This is a genomic window from Bauldia sp., assembly GCF_020442045.1.
Taxonomy (GTDB): Bacteria; Pseudomonadota; Alphaproteobacteria; order Rhizobiales; family Kaistiaceae; genus Bauldia.
The window spans coordinates 1-21,748 of sequence record NZ_JAGRLA010000077.1 but is presented as its reverse complement, the minus strand read 5'-3'; the positions used below and the strand labels follow the sequence as shown (position 1 = coordinate 21,748).

The window sequence follows — 21,748 nt, the reverse complement described above, 5'->3', positions numbered from 1 at the left end:
TTCTTCGACAAGATGCTGGCGGACGCGGCGGCCGGCTCGAAGGAATTCGACGTGATGCTGACGGCGACCTACAACGTCGGCAAATACGCGCCCTTCATGGTGCCGATCGACGACCTGATCACCGACGACGTGATGAAGGTCTTCCCGCAAAGCGCGATCGATTCGCAGAGCTTCGACGGGCACGTCTACGGCATCCCGACCGATCTCGGCGTCCACTTCATCTACTACCGCACCGACCTCATCGACGAGCTGCTTTCCAACGACGCGTGGAAGGCGAAATACGCGGAGATTTCGAAGGAATACATGGGCCAGGCCATGGCGCCGAAGATGCCCGCCGACTGGACCTGGGACGACTTCATCGCGTCGGCCCTGTTCTTCACCCAGTCGATCAACCCGGACAGCCCGGTCCGCTACGGCACCGTGCTGCAGATGAAGAACCTCCTGTTCAACATCATGGTGTGGCAGGGCAGCGTCGCCGCCTATGGCGGCAACTGGATGGATGCCGACGGCAACATCACCGTCGACTCCGACGCCTACCGGACCGCGCTCGACATCTACAAGAAGATCGCCGAGCTCGAGGCGACGCCGGGCGACTCGAACAGCTATGAATATGCCGAGGCCAACGGCGCCTTCGGCACCGGCCAGGTCGCCTTCTTCATCCAGTGGTCGGCGGCCTATGCCGAGTTCATCAATGCCGACGACTATCCGGCGATCGCGGGCAAGTTCGACATCACCCACGCACCGGCCGGCCCGGAAGGCCCGAAGACCCACTTCCACGCGCTCGGCCTCGGCATCAACAAGGCGTCCGACAAGCAGGACGAGGCGAAGGCCTTCCTCGCCTTCCTCTCCTCGGAAGATGCGATGACCCTGTACACCAAGGAAGGCGGCCAGCCGCCGGTGGTCGACAGGATCATGCAGTCGGTGGCTGCCGACCGGCCCGACATGCTGATGATGGGCAACAACGCTGCCAATTACGGTATCGTGATGAACGGCAGCACGGCGGCCGAGGCGCTCGGCGTCTACGCCAACATGGCGGAGAATTTCACCGCCTACTGGAATGGTGCCCTCGACCAGGACACCGCGATCGCCAATGTCGTGGCCTATATGAAGGAAGCTTACGGCAAGTAGCTGCCAGATCCGATCCGGGTCCCGATTTCCGTCGAAGACAAAACAGAGGGGAACTATGATGAGGACATCCAGACTTATCGCCGCCGCCGGCGCGGCGGTCCTTTCCGCCGCATTGTCGACGGCCGCGCTTGCCGACATCACCATCCTCGCCTGGCCGGGCGGGCCGGCCGAGGCGGCGCTCCGCAAGGTCGTCGACAAGTACAACGAGACCTCCGACAGCAAGGCCGAGCTGCTCTATTTCAGCCGCGACAACTTCTTCGACAAGATGCTGGCGGACGCGGCGGCCGGCTCGAAGGAATTCGACGTGATGCTGACGGCGACCTACAACGTCGGCAAATACGCGCCCTTCATGGTGCCGATCAACGACCTGATCACCGACGACGTGATGAAGGTCTTCCCGCAAAGCGCCATCGACTCGCAGGCTTACGAGGGCAAGGTCTACGGGATCCCGACCGACCTCAGCCTGCATTTTCTCTACTACCGCACCGACCTCATCGACGAGCTGCTTTCCAATGACGACTGGAAGGCGAAATACGGCGAGATCTCGGAGAAGTATATGGGCACCAAGATGGAGCCCAAGAAGCCGGACGACTGGACCTGGGACGACTTCATGGCCTCGGCCCTGTTCTTCACCCAGTCGATCAACCCGGACAGCCCGGTCCGCTACGGCACCGTGCTGCAGATGAAGAACCTGCTGTTCAACATCATGATCTGGCAGGGAAGTGCCGCGAGCTACGGCGGCAACTGGATGGATGCCGACGGCAACATCACGGTCGACTCGGATGCCTATCGCAAGGCTCTCGACATCTTCAAGAAGATCACCGAGTGGGAAGCGACGCCGGGCGATTCGAACAGCTATGAATATGCCGAGGCCAACGGCGCCTTCGGCACCGGCCAGGTCGCCTTCTTCATCCAGTGGTCGGCGGCCTATGCCGAATTCGTCAACGCCGACGACTATCCGGCGATCGCCGGCAAGTTCGACATCACCCATGAGCCGGCCGGCTCCGAGGGACCGAAGACCCACTTCCACGCGCTCGGCCTCGGCATCAACAAGGCGTCCGACAAGCAGGACGAGGCGAAGGCCTTCCTCGCCTTCCTCGCTTCCCAGGACGCGATGAGCCTGTACGCCAAGGAGGGCGGCCAGCCGCCGGTGGTCGAAGACATCATCAAGGCGGTCGCCGGCGACCGGCCCGACATGCTCAAGATGGGCGAGCATACCGGCAAATACGGAATCGTCATGAACGGCAGCACGGCGGCGCCGGCGCTCGGCGTCTACTCCAACATGGCGGAGAATTTCACCGCCTACTGGAATGGTGCCCTCGACCAGGACACCGCGATCGCCAATGTCGTGGCCTATATGAAAGAAGCTTACGGCAAGTAAGCCGTCTTTCCTCCTGCGGCCGTCGACCGACTGATCTGGTCGGCGGCCGATTTCTTTTTTCCGGTGGTTCGTGGACAGGCCGATGGCGCATAGAGAAGCGGGGGTTCGTGAAACGGAGCGGGCCAATGCCCGTGTCTTCCTGATCGGGCTTTGCGTCTTCCTGGCGCTGATGCTGGGCTTCCCTACGCTCGCCAACCTCTGGTACAGCTTCTCGAACGTCTCGATCTACGACCTGGCCGGCACCGCCTTTGTCGGCTTCGCCAACTATGTCCAGGCGGTCGGCAACCCGAATATGTGGGCTGCCCTCGGCTTCTCGCTGAAATTCGCCGTCATCTGCACGGTGCTCGAGGTGGGGCTCGGGCTGGCGATGGTCTTCATCCTCCATCCGATCCTGACCAAGCGGCCGTGGCTGACCGGCATCCTGATGCTGCCGATGATGGTGTCGCCGGCGCTGATGGGGGTGATGTACCGGCTGATCCTGAACGAGTTCACCGGCATCGTGCCGGCCTATCTCTCGATGATGGGACTGCCGATCAACCTTCTCGGCCGCAACTGGATCTACGAGACGGTGATCGCCATCGAGGTCCTGCAATGGACCCCCTTCGCCTTCCTGATCATGTTGACCGCGCGCCAGTCGGTGGCGGGCGAACTCGAGGAGGCCGCGGCGGTCGATGGGGCGACGGGAGCCAAGTTCGGCCGGCTGATCGCGCTGCCGGTGATCCTGCCGTCGATCATCATCGTTGCCTTCATCCGCTTCATCGATTCGTTCCGGGTCTTCGACCACATCTTCGTGCTGACCGGCGGCGGTCCCGGCAACGAGACGACCTCGATCAGCATCTACATCTACAAGCTGTTCTTCACACAGAGCAAAATCGGCGAGGCGGTCGCCGTCTCGGTGATGCTGCTGATCGCCTCGCTGGCGCTGCTCTACGCGGCGCTACGCCTCGCGGTGCGGAGGGCGCCGGCATGATCGTCACCCGCCGCACGCCGCTCAGCCGGCTGCTCCATGCGCTGCGCTGGGCCGCCTTCATCCTGATCGCGTTCATCCTGAACCTGCCGATCCTCGCGACGATCATCACCTCCTTCAAGACCGCCGGCGACATCAATACCAGCCCGCCGGTCTGGCTGTTCGCGCCGACGCTGGGGAATTACGAGGAGGTGCTGTTCACCGGCAATACCGACCTCGTCAGCTACATCATCAACTCGATCCTGATCGCCGCCGGCGGGACGCTGCTGGCGATGGTGCTGACCTTCCCGGCGGCCTATGCCATGGTCCGCTACGAGGTCGGCAAGACCTGGCTGCTGCCGCTGATCACCAACGTGCGGGCGCTGCCGCTGATCATCTACGCGATCCCGATCTACCTGATGTTCCAGTTCGTCGGGCTGCTCGACACCATCCCCGGACTCGCGCTGATCGCCTGCATCATCAACATCCCGGTGGCGCTGGTGCTGTTCGTCGGCTTCATCCAGGAGATCCCGGAGGAGATGGATTCGGCGGCGAAGATCGACGGCGCCGGCAAGTGGGGCATCCTCTGGCACGTGATCCTGCCGCTTGCACGGCCGATCATCTTCGCCGTGCTGGTGCTGAGCTTCGTCTATAGCTGGAACGAGTTCCTGTTCGGCCTGATCCTGACCACCAAGAACGCGGTGCCGGTGACCGTCGGCGCGACCTTCTTCGTCACCTCCTACGGGGTGAAGTGGGGCGCGACCGCCGCGGCGATGACGCTCGGCATCGTGCCGCCGATGATCCTCGGGCTCTTCGCCTATCCCTATATCGGCAAGTCGATGCTGGCCGGGGCGCTGAAGGGCTGACCATGGACGCCGCCGCCTATGCGCAGGCCGCCATCCGCGTGCGCGGCCACATCCGGCGCACCCCGCTGGTCCCGGCGGCGCCGTCGGGCGATCGGGAGAATCTCTGGTTCAAGCCGGAATGCCTGCAGGTTTCCGGCTCCTTCAAGGCGCGGGGCGCCTTCAACTCGGTGCTGTCGATCCCCGAGGAGAAGCGCGCCAACGGCGTGGTGACAGCCTCCGGCGGCAATTTCGGCGCGGCGATCGCCTATGCGGCGCGGGAGCTCGGCATTCCCGCGCGGGTCGTGGTGATGACCGGCTCGACCGAGCTCGCCCGCGACCGCATCCGCTCCTTCGGGGCGGAGCTGCACGTCATCGGCGAGCACTGGGACCTGAGTTGGGAAGCCGGCAAACAAATTGCCGGCGAGTCGGGCGGGACCTTGCTCCATCCCTTCGCCGACGAGCCGGTGATCGCCGGGCAGGGGACGATCGGGCTCGAGATTCTCGAGGACATGCCGGACGTCGAGACGGTGGTGGTCTCGATCGGCGGCGGCGGGTTGATCAGCGGTATCGCCGAGGCGATCAAGCAGCGCAAGCCCGACGTGAGGCTGATCGGGGTCGAGACGGCCGGCTGCCCGACGCTCTACCGGGCCCGGGAAGAGGGGCATATCGTGATGATCGAGGATTTCGTCACCAACGTCCCGATCCTGGCGGCGCGAACGACCGAACCGATCAACTTCGAGACGGTGGAACGCTGCGTCGACGATCTCGTGCTGGTGCCCGAGGACGAACCGATCGAGGCGGCGCGCTGGATGTGGCGCTCGACCGGATTGGCCATCGAACTGGGGGCCGCCACCGCGGTCGCCGCGGTCCTCAACGGCCATGCCGGCATCGGCGGCGAAAAGGCGGTTGCCGTTCTCTGCGGCAGCGGCAATGACGGATTGCCTCCGCGCTGACGGGTGCCGATCAGGCGATGCCGGACCTGGCGAAGCCGACCGGATCGCCGGCAAGCTTCTCGGTCAGTTCCCGCGACATGGACAGCAGGATGCCGCGATAGCGGTCGTAATTCGTCCTGGCATCCTCGCGCGGGGCGATCAGGCAGAGCGTCGCCGCGCAGGTGATGCCGGACTGATAGATCGGCGCGGCGAAGCAATGGGTGAATGTGTCGGTGAGGGTGTCGAAGGAGAAGAATCCCTCCTCGCGGGCCCCGTGGGTCTCGGCGAGGAAGACGGATGGTTCCAGCACCGATCCATCGGGGAGCACGAAGTCGCCCGGCGGAATGAAATCGAGGATCTCTCCGTCGCTCATATGCGAGACGAGAAGCCGTCCCGACGCCGTCCACGGGATCGGGATCGGCTCGCCGACATCGGAACTGATGCGGAAGGGGCGGACCCCCTCGTGCATCATGGCGACGGTGTATTTGTTGCCGTCGAGCATGCAGAGCTGGGCGGTTTCGCTGGTCGTGGTGGCGAGTTCGCGGAGATAGGTCTTGCACTCGCGGGTGAGGTCGAAATGCGCCTGGTAGGCGAGGCCGAGAAAATAGAGCTTGCGACCGAGAAAGACGCGCCCCTCGCCGTCGGAATATTCGAGCACGCCGACATTGAGCAGCGCGTTGACCAGTTCGTAGACGGACGACTTCGGTGCGCCGATGCCGACCGCCACCTCGTGCGGCCGCGCCGGCTTCCCGTGCTCGCGGAGGAAGGCGAGTATCTCGAAAGCGCGGTCGAGGCCGCGTGTTCGCCGGCCCGCGGCCAGTTCCGTTACGACTCCGTCGGTAGCCATGCCGAATCCTCCTTTTTCCTTCGCGTCCCTTGTTGCCCACCGGCGGGAACGACGCTAGGGTAAGTTCGTCCGCTATATCGGCAGCATTTCCGATATATTGGAACTGTCGGGCAAGATGAAGGCAAGGGGGGCCGATTTCCGTGGATCATCGGCCAGAATGTCGGCGGGGGCCGGCAGCCATTCGCAGAACGCCCAACCAATCACCGGAGAGGGAAAGACATGCTGAAATCGTCTCTTAAAGCGGCGACCGGCGCCGCCTGCATTGGCCTGTTCGCCTGCATGGGCCTGGCCTCGCAGGCCCAGGCCGCGGCCAACTGCATCGACGGAAAACGCCAGCCCCCCTACACGCTGGGTTGGGCCAACATCTATTCGGTCCCGACCTGGATGAAGCAGACCGAGGGCACGATCGCCGACGAGGTGGAGAAGCTGAAGGCCGCCGGCCTGGTCGACGAACTCGTCATCACCGACGCCCAGGGCGACGCCAACGTCCAGATCCAGCAGATCCAGTCGATGATCGACGCCGATGTCGACGCGATCCTGCTGATCGCCGGCTCGTCGACCGCTCCGGCGCGCGTCCTCGAGGACGCCTGCTCGAAAGGCATCGCGGTCATCAACTTCGACAGCCTGGTCGACACCGACAAGGTCACCGCGAAGATCAATACCGATTCCAACAAGTGGGGCGATTCCGCCGCCCGCTGGCTGATCGACAAGCTCGGCGGCGAGGGCAAGATCCTCGTCCTCAACGGCCCGGCCGGCATCTCGGTCAGCGACGACCGCCGCGCCGGCGCCAACGCGGCCCTGGCGGAGAATCCAGGCATCGAGATTCTCGCCGAGACCAACACCGCCTATAACGTCGCGCCCGCCCAGGAAGCGGTGACCAGCCTGCTCTTCGCCCATCCCGAGATCGACGGCATCCTGTCGCTCGGCGGCGCGCTGTCCGCCGGCGCCATCCTGGCCATGGACAAGCAGGGCCGCGACATGGTGCCGATGACCGGCGAGAATGCCCGCCAGTTCCTCGAGCTGTGGAAGGAAAAGGGCCTCTCCTCCTGGGCGACCATGCAGCCGAACTGGCTCGGCGCCTTCGCCGCCTATATCGCGGTCAAGGCGCTCCAGGGCGAGGATATCCCGGCCTTCGTCGAGGTGCCGCTGCCGATCATCGACGACAGCAACGTCGACGAGTATCTGGCCCGTGCCGGCGACTTCCCGGCCGACGGCTACATCTTCTCGCCGTGGGACGAGGCGCTGTTCGCCGACATCATCGCCGGCTCCAAGTAGAGCTGTCGCGACCATGCCTGCTCCGATCATCGAAGCCCGAGGCGTATCCAAGTCGTTCTTCGGCAACCCGGTGCTCCGCGACGTCTCGATCGCGCTGGCGCCGGGCCGGATCCATGCCCTGCTCGGCGAAAACGGGGCAGGCAAGTCGACCCTGATCAACCTGCTGTCGGGGGCGCTCGTCCCCGACAGCGGAACCATCGAGATCGACGGCAAGCCACATGCCAGCCTGACACCGGCCGAGGCAAGGCGCGCGGGCGTTGCCGTCGTCCAGCAGGAACTCAGCCTGACCAGCCAGCTTTCGATCGCCGAGAATATCGGCCTCGGCGCCTATCCGCGCCGCCTGGGGCTGATCGACTACGGGACCCTGGCGGAACGGGCGCGGGCGGTCTGCGACATGGTCGGCCTCGACGAGGACCTGGCGCGTCCGGTCGGCGATCTGCCGCTTGGCCGCCGCCAGATGGTCGAGATCGCCAAGGCGCTGTTCCGTAATCCGCGGGTGCTGATCCTCGACGAACCGACGTCGTCGCTCTCGGCGCATGAGGTCGAGACGCTGACCGCGCTGCTCGACAAGCTGCGCGAGGCCGGTACGGCGATCCTCTATATTTCGCATCGCCTCAACGAGGTGATGCGGCTCTGCGAATATGTGACCGTGCTGAAGGACGGCGTGGTCACCGCCGACCAGTCGCTCGCCGGCACCGACGCGGACGGTCTCGTCCGGCTGATGGTCGGGCGCGACCCGGGCGACCTCTTCCCGCCCTGGACTCCGACGCCCGAGACGGAGACGATCGTTTCCGTCGCCGGTTTCTCCTCCGGCCCGCTCAGCGACATCGACCTTGAAATCCGCCGTGGCGAGGTGCTCGGTATCGGCGGCCTGGTCGGCCAGGGCCAGGAAGACCTGCTGCTCGGTCTCTATGGCGCGCTGCCGGCCTCGGCGCGCAGCGCGTCCTTCGGGGGCGTGTCCGGGGTTCCATCGTCGGTGCCGAAGGCGAACGCCCTCGGCCTCGCCTATGTTCCGGCCGACCGCAAGCGGGAAGGCCTCCATCTCATCCATACCATCGCCTGGAACATGATGCTGCCGCAGTTCGGACGGGCGCGCGGGCTGTCGCTCCGCAACCGGTCGCAGGAGCGGGCGCTGGCGCGCGACCTCGCCGACCATCTCGGGATCAAGGGCGACCTGACCCGCCAGGTGCAGGCGCTTTCCGGCGGCAACCAGCAGAAGGTGGCGCTGGCGAAATGGATGCCGAGCGACCCGTCCATCCTGCTTCTCAACGATCCGACGCGGGGCGTCGACGTCGAGACCAAGCGCGAGATCTACATCCTGCTCAGGCGCTTCGCGAGCGAGGGCAAGGCGGTGGTGCTGTCGAGTTCCGACACGCCGGAACTGGTGCATCTCTGCGACCGGGTGGCGGTGATGCGCGAGGGGCGGATCGCCGCGATGCTCGCCCGTGACGAAATCAGCGAAGAGGCGATCGTCGCCTCGGCGATGGGCGCGGAAGCGGCGCGGGCGGCGGCATGAGCGTCACGTCAGGACCAGCGTCCCGCCGGCTCTACTGGCCGGCGCAGATGCAGCGCAACCGCGGCGTCCGCGGGCTGTTCGTCGTCGTCGCGCTGTTCGTCGCGCTTTATGCCTATCTCTTTCCCGGCCTGCTGACGGTCGGCGGCGTGTCGAAATTCGCCCAGAGCTGGTTCCCGCTGGCGCTGGTCTCGATGTCCCAGGCGCTCCTGATGCTGACCGGCGGCATCAGCCTGTCGATCGGCGCCACGGTGAGCCTCGGGGCGGTGATCGCGGCGACGACGATGACCGGACCGCTCGGCGTCGTCGGCGGACTCGCGGTGGTGATGATCGCCGGCCTCGCCATCGGGGCGATCACCGGCGTGATCGTGGTGCGGCTCAGGCTGCCGGCCATCGTCGTGACGCTCGCCGCCTCCTTCATCATCGGCGGCGCGGCGCTGCTGATCCTGCCGCGGCCGGGCGGGGCGATCCCGACCTGGTTCTCCGACCTGCTCGCCGGCAACACGCCGGCGGCGCTGATCCTGCTGATCGTCACCGCGCTCCTGTGGAAGGTCTATCTGGCGACGCCGCTTGGCCTGAGCCTCTATGCCGCCGGCGAAAACCCGGTCGGCGCCTATCGCGGCGGCGTGCCGGTCGATATCGCGCGGATCGCCGCCTATGCGATCAGCGGATTGCTGGCGGTCGGCGCCGGCCTCTTCGTCGCGGCGCAGACCGGCTCCGGCGACCCGGTGATCGGCACCGCCTTCACCCTCAATTCGATCGCGGCGGCGGTGCTCGGCGGGGTCGGCTTCCTCGGCGGCCGCGGCACGATGCGCGGCGCCATCGCCGGCAGCCTGCTGCTCAGCGTGATGATCAACGTGATGTTCTTCCTCGGCTTTCCGCCGGTCGCCCAGTATGTCGCGCAAGGGCTGATCATCATCGGCGCGGTGGCGCTGCCCGAAATCACCGGCCGGAGGGGACCACGATGAGCATAGCCGAGAGCGAAACCACCCGCTTTCCGCCGCGGCGGATCGGCAGCCTGCTGAAGAACCGCGCCTTCCTGACCTTCCTGATCGTCGTGCTGGTCTGGATCGTCGCCGGCTTCGCCAAGCCCGGCTTCGGTTCCTTCGGCCATCTGCGCTACCTGCTCGAGCTGGCGGCGGTGATCGGCCTCGTCGCGATCGGCCAGACCTTCGTCGTCATCTCCGGCGGCATCGACCTCTCGGTCGGCGCGATCGTCACGGTCAGCGCGGTCGGCGTCCCGCTGGCCGCCGATCTCGGCGACCCGACCGGGACGGTGCCGGTGCTGATCATCCTCGCCGCGGCGACCGGGATCGGCTTCCTCAACGGCCTCGGCGTCGCGCTGCTGCGCGTCCATCCGATGATCATGACGCTGGCCATGGCGACCTTCCTGCAGGGCGTGCTGATCCTGGTCGCCGGCGGCAGCGCCGTCTCGACGCAGAACCCGCTGCTTCACTGGTTCGGCAATGCCCGGCCGCTCGGGGTCCCGGCCGCGGTCTATCTCTGGGTGGTGGTCTCGGCCCTGACCCTGCTGGTCCTCCACGCGACGCCGTTCGGGGCGCGGATCTTCGCGCTTGGCGCAAACCCGCTGGCGTCGGCCCTGTCCGGGGTCAACACCCGGCGGACGACGATGGCGGTCTATGCGATCGGGGGCCTGAGCGCGGGGCTTGCCGGCGTCCTGCTGCTCGGCATGAACGGACAGGGCTATGTCGGGATCGGCGATCCCTATCTGCTCGCCTCGATCGCCGCCGTGGTGCTCGGCGGGACCTCGATCCTCGGCGGTTCTGGCACCTATGCCGGAACCATTCCGGGCGCGATCCTGCTGGTGACGATCACCGCGCTGATCACCGTGGTCAATGCATCGCCCGGCTGGCGCAGCATCCTGTTCGGCTCGCTGATCCTGGCGCTGCTGCTGTTCTCGGGGCGCGAGGCGCGAAACCGCTAGGGACGCGGCTCGCGATCAGGCCGATCGCCGCCCGACCAGGCGGCCATTGCGATGGACCGTGGTCGCTCCGGCCACCCAGCTCATCCGGCCGTTGACGAAGACCTTCTCGATGCCGGCGGAGAAAAGCTGCGGATCCTCGTAGGTGGCGCGATCGACGATCGTCGACGGATCGAAGACGACGAGATCGGCGAAGAAGCCTTCGGCGATCCTGCCGCGGTCCTCGAGGTTGAAGACGCTCGCGGTCAGCCCGGTCATCTTGTGGATGGCGATCTCGATCGGGAAGAGGCCGAGCTCGCGGGCATAGTGGCCGATGACGCGCGGGAAGGTGCCCCACAGGCGCGGGTGGGGGTGCTTGTCGTGGGGGAGGCCGTCGGAGCCGATCATGGTCAGCGGGAAGGACAGGACCCTCTGGACGTCTTCCTCGTTCATCAGGAAGTAGATGGCGCCGGCCGGGTCGAGCCGGCGGGCCGCCTCGTGGAGGTCGACGCCCCATTCGGCCGCGATGTCGGAGAGGTCGCGACCGGCGACCTCCGGGTGCGGCTCCGACCAGGTGATCATGATCCGGAAGACGTCGGTGACGAGGTCGAGGCGGAGATTGGTCGAACCGGCGTCATAGGGATAGGCGTCGATGGCGATCGGCAGGCGGTCGGCCGCCGCCTTGATGACGGGCAGCGTTTCCCTGGTGCGCCCCCAGTTCTCGACGCCGGCGCATTTGTGGTGGGAGATGATGAGCTGGATGCGGGCCTGCTCGGCTGTCGACACGCTTTCCGCGATCGAATCGAGCACGTGGGCGGTCTCGTCCCGCATATGGGTGGCGTAGACGCCGCCGCGCTCGGCGAAACGGGTCGCGATGCGTGCCACCTCCCCGGCATCGGCGCCAGCGTTGGTGGGATAGAAGAGGCCGGTGGAGAATCCCGCCGCGCCATTGTCCATAGCCTCGTCGACGCGATCCAGCATGGCGCTGATCTCGGCCTCGCTGGCCCTGGCCTCGATATTCGACATGGTGGCGAGCCGCAGGGCGGAATGTCCGATCAGGGCGGCGACGTTGACGCCCGGCGTCGCCTCGTCGATCGCCCGGGCATAGTCGGCGAAGGTCGGAAACGCGTAGGCCTCGCGCCCGCCCAGCAGGTTCATCGGCGGCGGCGGATTGCCCTCGAAGGTGACCGGGGCGAGGCTGATGCCGCAATTGCCGGCAATGACGGTGGTGACGCCCTGGCTGATCTTGGGGAGCATCCCTGGGCTGTCGAGGACGATCCTGTCGTCGTGAGTGTGGCTGTCGATGAAGCCGGGGGCGAGCGCCTTGCCCTTGAGATCATGCTCCTCGCGCGCCGCGCCGACCGGGATCGTTCCCTGTATCGCAACCGCCGCGATGCGATCGCCCCTGACGGCGACTTCCCCGGGAAAGGGGCCGCTGTCGCTGCCGTCATAGATCAGGGCGTTGCGGAAGATGTGATCGTAACGGGACTCGGTATCGTCGGGTATCGGGTTCATTCGCGCAAATCCAAGTCTCTCATGATCTGGGTCGGATCGGTACTCGGCGCGGGGATCGCGACGCCGAGGCGGGCGAGGGTATAGCGGACGCGGCGCAGCGACTCGCGGGCACGCGCGCCAAGCGATGCAGCGACGCCGGTGGCGAGCGTATCGACGATCGCCATATGGGCATAGCGGGACGGCGACGGCCTCAGGATATCGCCGACTTCGGGCACGGTGACGGCGATGACGATATCGGCGGCGGCGGCAAGCGGCGTCGCCGGGCGGGTCAGCGCGATGGCGGCGGCGCCGAAGGAGCGCGCGATCTCGACCGCCTCGATGACAGGCTTGGTGCGGCCGCTGTTCGAAATCGCCAGAACCGTGTCGCCGGGGCCGAGGGTGGCGGCGGACATGCGCTGCTGGTGGCCATCGCAATAGGCGGCGACCGGGATGGAAAGCCGGAAGAGGCGGAGCCGCGCGTCTTCGGCGATCGCCGCGGAACCACTGCCCTGGCCGTAGATATCGATACGCCGGCTGGCGGCAAGCGCGGCGATCGCTGTGGTCAGTGCCGCCGTGTCGAGCTGATCGAGGCCTTCGCGGATGGCGTTGGCCGCGTTCATCATCACGGCATGGGCAAGCTGGCCGGCGTCGTCGCCGAAGACCCTGTCCGAATTGAGATAGGCGGCCGCGACGGTCAGCGTGGTCGCGAGCTGGATCTTGAACTCGCCGAAAGAGCGGGAACCGACCGAGCGGCAGAAGCGGGTGACGGTCGGCTGGCTGACACCCGCCCGCCGGGCAAGCTCGGCGATGGTCAGCCGGGTGGCCGCCTCGAAGTCCTGGCGGACGGCCTCCGCGACCCGCCGCTCGGCGGGACTGAGGGACGTCTCGACCCGTTGAATCCGCGAAACGATGTCGATGGTGGACGCAGGTGAATCCGTCGCCTGATGGAGCGGGCCCTGCTCGGTCGCGCCTTCCTCCACGCCTTGCCTCCCCCGGTTTCAACAGCCCATCGATGGCCGTGTCCGTGATGAAATAAAATTACACCGAATTCGGCCTCGGGCAAGCCGTTGCGCAAGCCCCGGGACAAACACCCGCTCGTTCGAGGCGATTTACCGCGTGGTCAGGCGATCCCCGGATTTCCTGACCTTCGAGACTCGCACGAATCGGCGCGGCGATGGAAATTTGCGGTTGATGTCTTTTCCGATCTGTAACATGCTTTCACGATATTCCGGACTGTCGGACTTGCACGATCCGGCAGTCCGGCCGACCAGTGTGACCGCCGCGAGGGACAGCCACACATGCAAGCGACCGCAACGGATTCGAAGACCGGCGGCAGATCCAAGCTGTCGGTCAGCGGCGCCACCAAGATCTACCAGACCAAGACCGGCACGGTTCATGCGCTCGAGGACGTCTCGGTCGACGTCCGGGAAGGCGAGTTCCTGTGCATCATCGGGCCCTCGGGCTGCGGCAAGACGACCTTGCTCTGGTCGATGGCCGGCCTGCATCCGCTGACCAGGGGCCGGATCGCCATCGACGGCGATCCGATCACCAAGCCGCATCCGCAGATCGCGATGATCTTCCAGGATGCGAACCTGCTGCCATGGCGGAATCTCGAGAAGAATATCGAGCTGCCGTTCGAGCTGAAGGGCACCAAGCCGGACCGCGAGCGCATCGACCGGTTGCTCGACCGGGTCGGGCTGGTCGGATTCGGCAACAAGCATCCGCGCGAATTGTCGGGCGGCATGCAGCAGCGGGCGTCGATCGTCAGGAGCCTCGCCGTCGATCCGTCCGTGCTGCTGATGGATGAGCCTTTCGGCGCCCTCGATGCCTTCACCCGCGACGAAATGAACCTTCTCATCCAGGAGATCTGGATGGAGACCGGCAAGACCATCGCCTTCGTCACCCATTCGATACCGGAAGCGATCTTCCTCGCCGACCGGATCGTGGTGATGTCGGCGCGGCCGGGACGCATCGCGTCGATCTACGAGGTCGATATCCCGCGCCCGCGTCCCGTCTCGATCCAGACCGAGCCGGATTTCATTGCCCGGGTCATGGAGATCAAGACGCGGATCGACAGCCAGCGAGGGCAGGAATTCGATCACTCGGCGGTCGCCTGAGCGGCCGGCAACAGGTAACGGAGGAACCGGTTGAACAAAGCGCTCGAGGAATCGATCCCGACATTCAACAAGAAGGATACCGGCGGCGACGATGTCAGCCTGTCCGGCGGGCTCGCGGCTCTCGGTTCCGCCGGGGGCGCCCGGACGCGGCTCGAGATCGCGGTCATCATCCTGGTCGCCGTCATCATCATCGGCGGGGCCGAGCTGATCCTGACGGTGATGGAGGTGCCGCAATATATCCTGCCGACGCCGAGCCAGATCGCGACGGCGCTGGTCACCGAGTGGCCCTTCATCTGGCCGCATCTGCTGGTGACGCTGTTCGAGCTGTTCGTCGGTTTCGCGATCGGCGCCTCGATCGGATTCATTCTGGCAGCGGTGATCACCCAGTTCCCTTTCGTCGAAAAGGTCGTGACTCCGTATATCCTGCTGCTCGTCACGACACCGATGCTGGCGCTGGTGCCGCTGCTCATCCTGCGCTTCGGCTTCGGCAGCGAGCCGCGAATCATCGCGGTGGCGCTGGCCAGCGGGCCGATGGTGATGATCAACTCTGCGACCGGCTTCCGGCGCACCGACCTCGCCAAGATCGCGCTGGCGCGCTCGTTCGGCGCCAACACGCTGCAGATCTTCACCAAGATCCGCATCCCGATGGCCATGCCGATGATCATCGTCGGCCTGATGGTCGGCTCGATCTTCGGGCTGCTGACGACGGTCGGCGCGGAGATGGTCGGCGGCGCCGAGGGCCTCGGCAACCGCCTGACCTACTATTCGTCGCTGATCCGCATGCCGCAGTTCTTTGCGATCATCCTCCTGCTCGCAGCCATCGGCATTTCGATCTACGTCTTCTTCTTCTGGTTCGGCAAGAAATGGGCGAGCTGGGAGGCGTGAAGTCGGACTGCAAACGACAATGTTTCGGAGAGGACAATCAGCATGAATGACATGAAGAAGACCGGAAGCATGATCATCGACCGCCGTCGTCTTCTGACCCTGACGGCCGCCGGTGTCTCGGTGGCCGCCTTTGGCGGCCTCACCACCAGCCGCGCCTTCGCCGCCGATGCGATCCGCTGGGTTTCGCCGCGCGGCACGCTCGAGGTGCTCGACGACTATCCCTACTGGGTCGCCAAGAAATTCGGCTATTTCGGCGACGTCGAAACCGAGATCGAGCCGGGTCCTTCGGACGCGACCGCGACGGTCAAGCTCGTCGACCAGGGCCAGGCCGACATGGGCTACCCGTCGCCGGGCGTCTTCTCGCTGGCGCTGGCGCAGGGCATCCCGCTGGTCTCGATCTTCGAGATGGGCGGCGCCGACGTCTTCGACTTCGCCTTCCGCAAGGGCGAGGCACCGGCCGACATCAAGGGCCTCGAAGGCAAGACCATCGTTCTCGGCAGCGCCGGCTGGCAGTCGATCGTCGACCCGATGCTGAAGGCCGCGGGCGTCGACATCACCAAGGTGAAATACGTCGATGCCGGCTGGCCGACCTGGGGCACGGCGGTCGCCGCCGGCCAGGGCGACGCGGCGCTTTCGTGGGAAGGCCTGCGTGCCCAGTGGAAGGGTCAGGGCCTCGACTTCGACTATATCCTCGGCCGCGACTTCTCGAAGCTGCCGGCCAACAGCTTCGTCATCCGCAAGGCCGACTTCGAGGATCCCGAAAAGCGCGCGGTGTACGAGAAGTACCTGCAGGGCTGGGCCGCCGGACTCGAGTTCGGCTACCTCAATCCGCGGGCGGCGACCCAGATCGTCATGGAGGAGTTCCCCGGCCTCGCGTCGCAGATGACGCCGGATGTCGCGGTCGAGTCGATGATGCAGCTCGCCAACGTCTTTCGCGGGCGCTGGGACGAGCGCGGCAAGTGGGGCTATCACATCATCCCGTCGTGGGACCTGTTCTTCACGACCGGCCGCGAGATCGGCCAGATCTCGGGCGACTTCACCACCGAGGAAGTGGTCAAGAACGACCTGGTCGACGTCGCCAACCAGTATGACGCCGGCAAGGTCAAGGCCGATGCGGAAGCCTTCGAGCTGAACGACGACTACAAGGCCGTCGACGTCGAGGAAATCCAGAGCCGGATCTGATGACGGATCGGGGCGGCCCGCACGGCCGCCCCGCCACTCTCGGAGTATCCAAGATGAAGCAGCTCGTCTTCGACCATGTCGGGATCACGGCGTATGAGCCGATGCCCGGCGAAAACTGGGTCGAGCAGAGCCTCTGCTGGGTGACCAGCCCGCGCGACCATCCGGAATCGATCGAGTTCCTTCGCTACCACCCGGACAGCAAGGTTCCCGACCGGGTCAAGAACAACCCGCATGTCGCCTTTCGGGTCGAGGAGATCGGGCCTCACATCGAGGGCCACGAAGTCCTGATTCCGCCGTTCGAGGTCGCCGGTTTCGCCGAGGTGGCCTTCATCTGGAAGCACAATGCCGTCTTCGAATACATGCGCTACCTCAATGACTCGTGGTTCGGGGATTAAGGGTCAGGTCGGGACATGTTTGGCAGTGCGTCCTTCGAGGCTCGGGCTCTGCCCTCGTACCTCAGGATGACGAGGAGTGGATTTCTGAGCAGCATGACGAGGCAACGGTGACATCCGCGAATCTCCGACATCGCCATCCTGAGGCGCTCCGCGCGGCGGAACCTCGAAGGACGCGGTATCGCGGCCATCCGCTTCAGTACCGGGGGCGGTCATGAGTTATCGCGCGATGTATGCCTATGCGTGGGACCTGGCGGAGCGGGACCTCGGCGCGGTCGCCGACGAGGTCCGCGGGCTCGGTCTCGACACGATCACGCTGGCGACTAGCTATCACGCCGGCAAGTTCCTGCGTCCGCGCGGCAAGACCGGGAAGGTCTATTTCCCCGAGGACGGCACCGCCTATTACAGACCCGACCCATCGCGCTACGCGGCGCTCAAGCCGGTCGAGAACAGCCTGCTGGCGACGCGCGATATCCTCGCCGAGCTCTGCGCGCTCGATTCCGTCGCCACCAATGCGTGGCTGGTGCTGACGCATAATTCGCGGCTCGGGATGCTCCATCCCGAGAGCTGCGTGCGGAACGCCTTCGGCGACCGGCTGATCTACAATCTCTGCCCGTCGGCGCCCGAGGTCCGCGCCTATGCGGTAGCGCTTTGCACCGATGTGACGGAAAACTATCCGGTCGTCGGCATCTCGCTGGAGACGCCGGGCTTCCTGCCGTCGGTCCATGGCTACCACCACGAATTCGCGCTGGTCCGCCAGAACCGCTGGCTCGACAACAATATGGGGCTCTGCTTCTGCGACCATTGCCTGAAAGGCGCCAGGGCGGCGGGGATCGATGCCGAGGGTCTGAGGACCCAGGTCGCGGCCGACGTCACCTCCTGTCTCGACGGCGATTTCGACATGCCGGACGACATGGCCGAGGCTTTCTGGCTCGCCGATACGCGGACCGACGGCGAGATGGCCGCCTTCCTCGCCTGGCGCTGCGACGTGGTGACGACGCTGGTTGCGGAGATCCGCGCGGCGGTGCGCGACGACGCCAGGGTCGCGATCATCCCGTCGGTGGCGCGGCCGAGCGGCGGCGCCTGGTACGAGGGGAGCGATCTCAAGGCGCTGACCCAAGCAGCCGGCATCCTCGAGGCCTGCTTCTACGAGGGGAGCGTCGACCGGGTGAAAGCCGACGCCTGGGACGTGCAGCGGCGGCTGCGCGGCGTCGGTTCCTTGCGCGGAATCCTGCGGCCGGGCTTCCCCGACCTCCAGACCGCCGGGGATGTAGCCGGCGCGGTCAATGCGCTCCGGGCCGCCGGCATCGAGGACATCGCCTTCTACAATTACGGACACCTCCGTCAGCGGAGCATCGACTGGATCGGCGCCGCGATGAGGCAGAGCGGGAGCTGAGACATTGGATTTTGCGGGCAAGGTCATTGCGATCACCGGTGCGGCCGGCGGCATCGGCCAGGCGCTCTGCCGTCACTTCGGCGGAGAGGGCGCGATCATCGCCGCGCTCGACAGGAGCGAGACGGTCAACGGCCTGATCCCGACGCTCGCCGAAGAGGGGATCAAGGCCGGAGGCTGGGTCGTCGACATCACCGACGCCGAAGGCGTGGCCGCCGCCTTCGCGGCTGTCGAGAAGTCGCTCGGGCCGGTCGACGTGCTGGTCAACAATGCCGGCTTCTCGCACAAGTCCAACCTCGAGCAGACGACGCCCGAGACCTGGAAGGCGGACGTCGACGGCAACCTCAACGGCGCCTATTACTGCGCCTATGCCGTGCTGCCCTCGATGAAGGCGCGGCGGAGCGGCGCGATCGTCAATATCGGTTCGGTCAACGGCCTCTCGACCTTCGGCGATCCGGCCTACAGCGCCGGCAAGGCCGGCATGATCAGCATGACCAAGGCGCTGGCGATGGAATATGGCCGCTTCGGCATCCGCGCCAACATCGTCTGTCCCGGCACGGTCAGGACGCCGATCTGGGAGCATCGCGTCGCGCGGAATCCGGAAATCCTGGAGGAGCTCGGCAAGTGGTATCCGCTCGGCCGGGTCGTCGATCCGGTCGACATCGCGCGGGCCGTCGGCTTCCTGGCGTCGGATTCGGCCGCGGCGATCACCGGCGCGGTGCTGCCGGTCGACTGCGGCCTGACCGCCGGCAACATCGTGATGACGCGCGAGTTGACGCTCGAGGAATTCTGAGAGGGGGAGGGACCCGTGGACAGGTTGCGGATCGGGGTCATCGGGCTCGGATGGTTCGGCGAGATCCACTGCGACGCGCTGATCGGCATACCCAATATCGAGCTCGCGGCGCTCTGCACGCGGACCGAAAGCCGGCTGGCGGAAATGGCGGCGAAGTTCGGCGTCGCCAAGACCTATGCCGACTACAGCGACATGCTGGCCGACCCGGAGATCGACGCGGTGTCGATCGTCACCATGTGGGACCAGCATACCGAGCCGACGATCGCCGCGCTCAAGGCCGGCAAGCACGTCTTCCTCGAAAAGCCGATGGCGAGCACGGTCGCGGATTGCGCGAAGATGATGGAGGCGGCGCGAGGCGCCAAGGGCATCCTGCAGATCGGCCATATCTGCCGGTTCAATCCCCGCTACCGCGCGGCCAAGGAGGCGATCGCCGCCGGCCGCATCGGCAAGATCGTGTCGATGTCGTCGCGGCGGAACATCCCGGCCGCCTGGACGCCGACCATCCTCGAAAAGATCGGGCCGATCGTCGGCGACGCGATCCACGACACCGACCTGATGCTGTGGTTCACCGAGGACAGGGTGGTCAGCGCCTATGCCCAGACGGTCGACGTGCGGGGGCTGAAATATCCCGATATCGGGCAGACCATGTACCGCTTCGCCGGCGGCGCGACGGCGACGCTGGAGACGGTCTGGTGCATGCCGGACAAGACGCCCTATGACATCGACGAGCGGATGAACATCGTCGGCACCGAGGGCTTCATCCAGATCCAGGACACCTTCCCCAATCTCGGGATCGCCGATGCCGACAGGTTCGGCAGCCCGGACACGACCTACTGGCCGATGTTCGAAGGCGTGCGCGGCGGGGCGCTCCGCGAGGAATTCTCCTATTTCGCCAAATGCGCCCTGAAGGGGGAGAAGCCGGCGATCGGAACGCCGGAGGACGCGATGGCGGCGCTCGAGGCGACGCTGGCGGCCGAGGAATCGGCGCGGACCGGCGCCGTAGTCAAGATCGGATAGCCGTCCCAAATCCCAGGAGGAAGAAGAATGGAAAAGCAACGGGTCCTGGTCGTCGGACTGGGCAGCATGGGACTGTCGCATGCGCTCGCCTATACCCGCATTCCCGGCTACGAGGTGGTCGGCGTCTGCACCCGGCATATCGACAAGGTCGAGCTGCCGGAAGCCCTCGCCGGCGCGAAGAAATTCTCGAAGTTCGAGGAGGCGCTGGCCGAGCTGAAGCCGGACGTGGTGTCGATCAACACGCTGCCCGATACCCATGCCGACTACGCCATCAAGGCGATGGAGGCCGGCGCCCATGTCTTCGTCGAGAAGCCGCTCGCCGATTCGGTCGAGAATGCCGAGAAGGTGGTCGCGACGGCGCGGCGCACCGGCAAGAAGCTGGTGGTCGGCTATATCCTTCGCCAGCACCCGTCGTGGAACAAGTTCATCGAGATCGCCCGCCAGCTCGGCACGCCGCTGGTCTTCCGCATGAACCTCAACCAGCAATCGAACGGCGAGACCTGGGACTGGCACAAGCGGCTGATGGATTCATGGCCGCCGATCGTCGATTGCGGCGTCCATTATGTCGACGTCATGTGCCAGATGACCAAGGCGAAGCCGGTCCGCGTCCAGGCGATGGGCGCGCATCTCACCGACGAGGTGCCGGTCTACAATTACGGTGTCCTGCAGGTCGCCTTCGACGACGGCTCGGTCGGCTGGTACGAGGCCGGCTGGGGACCGATGATGAGCGAGACGGCCTTCTTCGTGAAGGACGTGATCGGCCCCAAGGGCTCGGTCTCGATCGTCATGGCGGAGAATGCCGGCAACGTGAAGTCGGACGACATCAACGCCCATACCAAGACCAACCAGATTCTCTGGCACCACACCGACATGTCGAAGCCCGACGAGCGGATCGACATGACCGACGAGCCGGACCATGACGCGCTCTGCCAGCGCGAGCAGGAATACCTGCTCAAGGCGATCGCCGAGGACATCGACCTCGGCGACCACATGGACGACGCGGTGAAGAGCCTCAGGATCGTCGTCGCCGCCGATGAATCCGTGAAGACCGGCCAGGTCGTCCAGCTCTGATGCCCCGGCGCCGGGCGGACGGCGAAGCCTGTCGGTCAGTTCACGATACGGACGCACATCGGCGTGCCGATCGGGATGCTGCCGGCCTGCGTCAGCTTTCCGGTGTCGGCGTCGCGGCGGAAGATGGTGACGTTGTCGCCGTTCTGGTTGGCCGAGAAGAGCAGCCTGCCCGAGGGCGAGATGCCGAGGTTGCGCGGGGTCGGCCCGCCGCAGGGGGTGAATTCGACGAGCGAGAGCTTGCCGGTCCCCTGGTCGACGGCGACGACCGCTATGCTGTCATGGCCGCGGTTGGAGCCGTAGAGGAAGTGGCCGTCCGGCGATATCTGGATGTCGGCGCAATGATTGTGATCGCGCGCCTCGGCCGGAACCGCGGCGAGCGTGTCGATCAGCGTCAGCGCGCCGGTCGCCGGGTCGATGGCGAGCGACGCGAAGGTCGAGTCGAGCTCGTTCATGACGAACATGAAGCGGCCATTCGGATGGAAGGCGACGTGGCGCGGGCCGGCGCCGGGGGCCGTGGCGAATTCGGCGAGCTTGTCCAGCGATCCGTCCTTGCCGAGGCGATAGGAGACCAGCTTGTCGATGCCGAGATCGGCGACGACGACGATGTCGGTGCCGG

The 21,748-nt window shown here is 65.9% G+C and carries 21 protein-coding genes; 17 read left to right on the top strand and 4 right to left on the bottom strand.

What is annotated here, in order from left to right:
• From KDJ86_RS08620 to KDJ86_RS08600, 5 genes are all read left to right on the top strand, one after another.
• Positions 1 to 1,128: extracellular solute-binding protein (locus tag KDJ86_RS08620; protein WP_291744714.1), on the top strand; the 1,128-nt coding region annotated here is incomplete at its 5' end.
• 58 nt (positions 1,129 to 1,186) lie between these two features.
• The gene (locus KDJ86_RS08615; protein ID WP_291744713.1) at positions 1,187 to 2,509 is read left to right on the top strand and encodes an extracellular solute-binding protein; all 1,323 of its coding nucleotides are present in this window, start codon (positions 1,187 to 1,189) and stop codon (positions 2,507 to 2,509) included.
• 82 nt (positions 2,510 to 2,591) lie between these two features.
• Positions 2,592 to 3,479 (top strand): carbohydrate ABC transporter permease, encoded by an 888-nt coding sequence (locus tag KDJ86_RS08610; RefSeq protein WP_291744712.1) that lies wholly within the window; start codon positions 2,592 to 2,594, stop codon positions 3,477 to 3,479.
• Positions 3,476 to 4,321, top strand: a complete 846-nt coding sequence (locus KDJ86_RS08605) for a carbohydrate ABC transporter permease (protein ID WP_291744711.1) — start codon at positions 3,476 to 3,478, stop codon at positions 4,319 to 4,321. The genes KDJ86_RS08610 and KDJ86_RS08605 overlap by 4 nt, the downstream gene beginning before the upstream one ends.
• Before the next feature lie 2 nt (positions 4,322 to 4,323).
• The gene (locus KDJ86_RS08600; RefSeq protein ID WP_291744710.1) at positions 4,324 to 5,253 is read left to right on the top strand and encodes a threonine ammonia-lyase; all 930 of its coding nucleotides are present in this window, start codon (positions 4,324 to 4,326) and stop codon (positions 5,251 to 5,253) included.
• Between the two features lie 10 nt (positions 5,254 to 5,263).
• Here KDJ86_RS08600 and KDJ86_RS08595 read toward each other — a convergent pair whose 3' ends face one another.
• Entirely contained in the window at positions 5,264 to 6,079 is an 816-nt protein-coding gene (locus tag KDJ86_RS08595; RefSeq protein ID WP_291744709.1) for an IclR family transcriptional regulator, read from the bottom strand.
• A gap of 219 nt (positions 6,080 to 6,298) precedes the next feature.
• Here KDJ86_RS08595 and KDJ86_RS08590 point away from each other — a divergent pair, with 219 nt between their 5' ends.
• Genes KDJ86_RS08590 through KDJ86_RS08575 form a run of 4 tightly spaced genes read left to right on the top strand, consistent with a single transcriptional unit; the run spans position 6,299 to position 10,812 of the window.
• A complete protein-coding gene (locus KDJ86_RS08590) occupies positions 6,299 to 7,354 on the top strand; it encodes an ABC transporter substrate-binding protein (RefSeq protein WP_521085270.1) in 1,056 nt (351 codons plus the stop codon).
• Positions 7,355 to 7,367: 13 nt separating this feature from the next.
• Complete coding sequence (locus KDJ86_RS08585) at positions 7,368 to 8,870, top strand: sugar ABC transporter ATP-binding protein (protein WP_291744708.1); 1,503 nt, start codon at positions 7,368 to 7,370, stop codon at positions 8,868 to 8,870.
• Positions 8,867 to 9,835, top strand: coding sequence for an ABC transporter permease (locus KDJ86_RS08580; protein WP_291744707.1), 969 nt, complete (start codon positions 8,867 to 8,869; stop codon positions 9,833 to 9,835). Before KDJ86_RS08585 ends, KDJ86_RS08580 begins: the two co-directional genes overlap by 4 nt.
• The gene (locus tag KDJ86_RS08575) at positions 9,832 to 10,812 is read left to right on the top strand and encodes an ABC transporter permease (protein WP_291744706.1); all 981 of its coding nucleotides are present in this window, start codon (positions 9,832 to 9,834) and stop codon (positions 10,810 to 10,812) included. The genes KDJ86_RS08580 and KDJ86_RS08575 overlap by 4 nt, the downstream gene beginning before the upstream one ends.
• A gap of 15 nt (positions 10,813 to 10,827) precedes the next feature.
• On the opposite strand, the gene KDJ86_RS08570 is transcribed toward KDJ86_RS08575, so the two are convergent.
• Both KDJ86_RS08570 and KDJ86_RS08565 read right to left on the bottom strand, forming a co-directional pair.
• On the bottom strand, positions 10,828 to 12,303 hold the full coding sequence (locus KDJ86_RS08570) for an N-acyl-D-amino-acid deacylase family protein (RefSeq protein ID WP_291744705.1): 1,476 nt from the start codon (positions 12,301 to 12,303) through the stop codon (positions 10,828 to 10,830).
• A complete protein-coding gene (locus tag KDJ86_RS08565; protein WP_291744704.1) occupies positions 12,300 to 13,262 on the bottom strand; it encodes a MurR/RpiR family transcriptional regulator in 963 nt (320 codons plus the stop codon). The genes KDJ86_RS08570 and KDJ86_RS08565 overlap by 4 nt, the downstream gene beginning before the upstream one ends.
• Before the next feature lie 318 nt (positions 13,263 to 13,580).
• On the opposite strand from KDJ86_RS08565, the gene KDJ86_RS08560 reads away from it, so the two are divergent.
• From KDJ86_RS08560 to KDJ86_RS08525, 8 genes are all read left to right on the top strand, one after another.
• A complete protein-coding gene (locus KDJ86_RS08560) occupies positions 13,581 to 14,399 on the top strand; it encodes an ABC transporter ATP-binding protein (RefSeq protein WP_291744703.1) in 819 nt (272 codons plus the stop codon).
• 30 nt (positions 14,400 to 14,429) lie between these two features.
• On the top strand, positions 14,430 to 15,284 hold the full coding sequence (locus tag KDJ86_RS08555) for an ABC transporter permease (RefSeq protein ID WP_291744702.1): 855 nt from the start codon (positions 14,430 to 14,432) through the stop codon (positions 15,282 to 15,284).
• Between the two features lie 42 nt (positions 15,285 to 15,326).
• On the top strand, positions 15,327 to 16,466 hold the full coding sequence (locus tag KDJ86_RS08550; protein WP_291744701.1) for an ABC transporter substrate-binding protein: 1,140 nt from the start codon (positions 15,327 to 15,329) through the stop codon (positions 16,464 to 16,466).
• A 53-nt stretch (positions 16,467 to 16,519) separates the two neighbouring features.
• Positions 16,520 to 16,861 carry a hypothetical protein gene (locus tag KDJ86_RS08545; RefSeq protein WP_291744700.1) on the top strand — a complete coding sequence of 114 codons (342 nt, stop codon included), beginning with the start codon at positions 16,520 to 16,522 and terminating at the stop codon, positions 16,859 to 16,861.
• Positions 16,862 to 17,072: 211 nt separating this feature from the next.
• Positions 17,073 to 18,254, top strand: a complete 1,182-nt coding sequence (locus KDJ86_RS08540) for an alpha-amylase family protein (protein ID WP_291744699.1) — start codon at positions 17,073 to 17,075, stop codon at positions 18,252 to 18,254.
• Positions 18,255 to 18,258: 4 nt separating this feature from the next.
• Complete coding sequence (locus KDJ86_RS08535; RefSeq protein WP_291744698.1) at positions 18,259 to 19,044, top strand: SDR family oxidoreductase; 786 nt, start codon at positions 18,259 to 18,261, stop codon at positions 19,042 to 19,044.
• 15 nt (positions 19,045 to 19,059) lie between these two features.
• Positions 19,060 to 20,061, top strand: a complete 1,002-nt coding sequence (locus KDJ86_RS08530; RefSeq protein WP_291744697.1) for a Gfo/Idh/MocA family protein — start codon at positions 19,060 to 19,062, stop codon at positions 20,059 to 20,061.
• Between the two features lie 27 nt (positions 20,062 to 20,088).
• A complete protein-coding gene (locus tag KDJ86_RS08525) occupies positions 20,089 to 21,132 on the top strand; it encodes a Gfo/Idh/MocA family protein (RefSeq protein ID WP_291744696.1) in 1,044 nt (347 codons plus the stop codon).
• A gap of 35 nt (positions 21,133 to 21,167) precedes the next feature.
• On the opposite strand, the gene KDJ86_RS08520 is transcribed toward KDJ86_RS08525, so the two are convergent.
• A partial coding sequence (locus KDJ86_RS08520; RefSeq protein ID WP_291744695.1) for a lactonase family protein occupies positions 21,168 to 21,748 on the bottom strand: 581 nt, incomplete at its 5' end.

Bases quoted from the DNA above. Each gene is read 5' to 3' on its own strand.
- KDJ86_RS08600 (WP_291744710.1), top strand. From the start codon at position 4,324: ATGGACGCCGCCGCCTATGCGCAGGCCGCCATCCGCGTGCGCGGCCAC.
- KDJ86_RS08610 (WP_291744712.1), top strand. From the start codon at position 2,592: ATGGCGCATAGAGAAGCGGGGGTTCGTGAAACGGAGCGGGCCAATGCC.
- KDJ86_RS08590 (WP_521085270.1), top strand. From the start codon at position 6,299: ATGCTGAAATCGTCTCTTAAAGCGGCGACCGGCGCCGCCTGCATTGGC.
- KDJ86_RS08575 (WP_291744706.1), top strand. From the start codon at position 9,832: ATGAGCATAGCCGAGAGCGAAACCACCCGCTTTCCGCCGCGGCGGATC.
- KDJ86_RS08615 (WP_291744713.1), top strand. From the start codon at position 1,187: ATGAGGACATCCAGACTTATCGCCGCCGCCGGCGCGGCGGTCCTTTCC.
- KDJ86_RS08570 (WP_291744705.1), bottom strand. From the start codon at position 12,303: ATGAACCCGATACCCGACGATACCGAGTCCCGTTACGATCACATCTTC.
- KDJ86_RS08550 (WP_291744701.1), top strand. From the start codon at position 15,327: ATGAATGACATGAAGAAGACCGGAAGCATGATCATCGACCGCCGTCGT.
- KDJ86_RS08595 (WP_291744709.1), bottom strand. From the start codon at position 6,079: ATGGCTACCGACGGAGTCGTAACGGAACTGGCCGCGGGCCGGCGAACA.
- KDJ86_RS08560 (WP_291744703.1), top strand. From the start codon at position 13,581: ATGCAAGCGACCGCAACGGATTCGAAGACCGGCGGCAGATCCAAGCTG.
- KDJ86_RS08605 (WP_291744711.1), top strand. From the start codon at position 3,476: ATGATCGTCACCCGCCGCACGCCGCTCAGCCGGCTGCTCCATGCGCTG.
- KDJ86_RS08545 (WP_291744700.1), top strand. From the start codon at position 16,520: ATGAAGCAGCTCGTCTTCGACCATGTCGGGATCACGGCGTATGAGCCG.
- KDJ86_RS08585 (WP_291744708.1), top strand. From the start codon at position 7,368: ATGCCTGCTCCGATCATCGAAGCCCGAGGCGTATCCAAGTCGTTCTTC.
- KDJ86_RS08580 (WP_291744707.1), top strand. From the start codon at position 8,867: ATGAGCGTCACGTCAGGACCAGCGTCCCGCCGGCTCTACTGGCCGGCG.
- KDJ86_RS08540 (WP_291744699.1), top strand. From the start codon at position 17,073: ATGAGTTATCGCGCGATGTATGCCTATGCGTGGGACCTGGCGGAGCGG.
- KDJ86_RS08525 (WP_291744696.1), top strand. From the start codon at position 20,089: ATGGAAAAGCAACGGGTCCTGGTCGTCGGACTGGGCAGCATGGGACTG.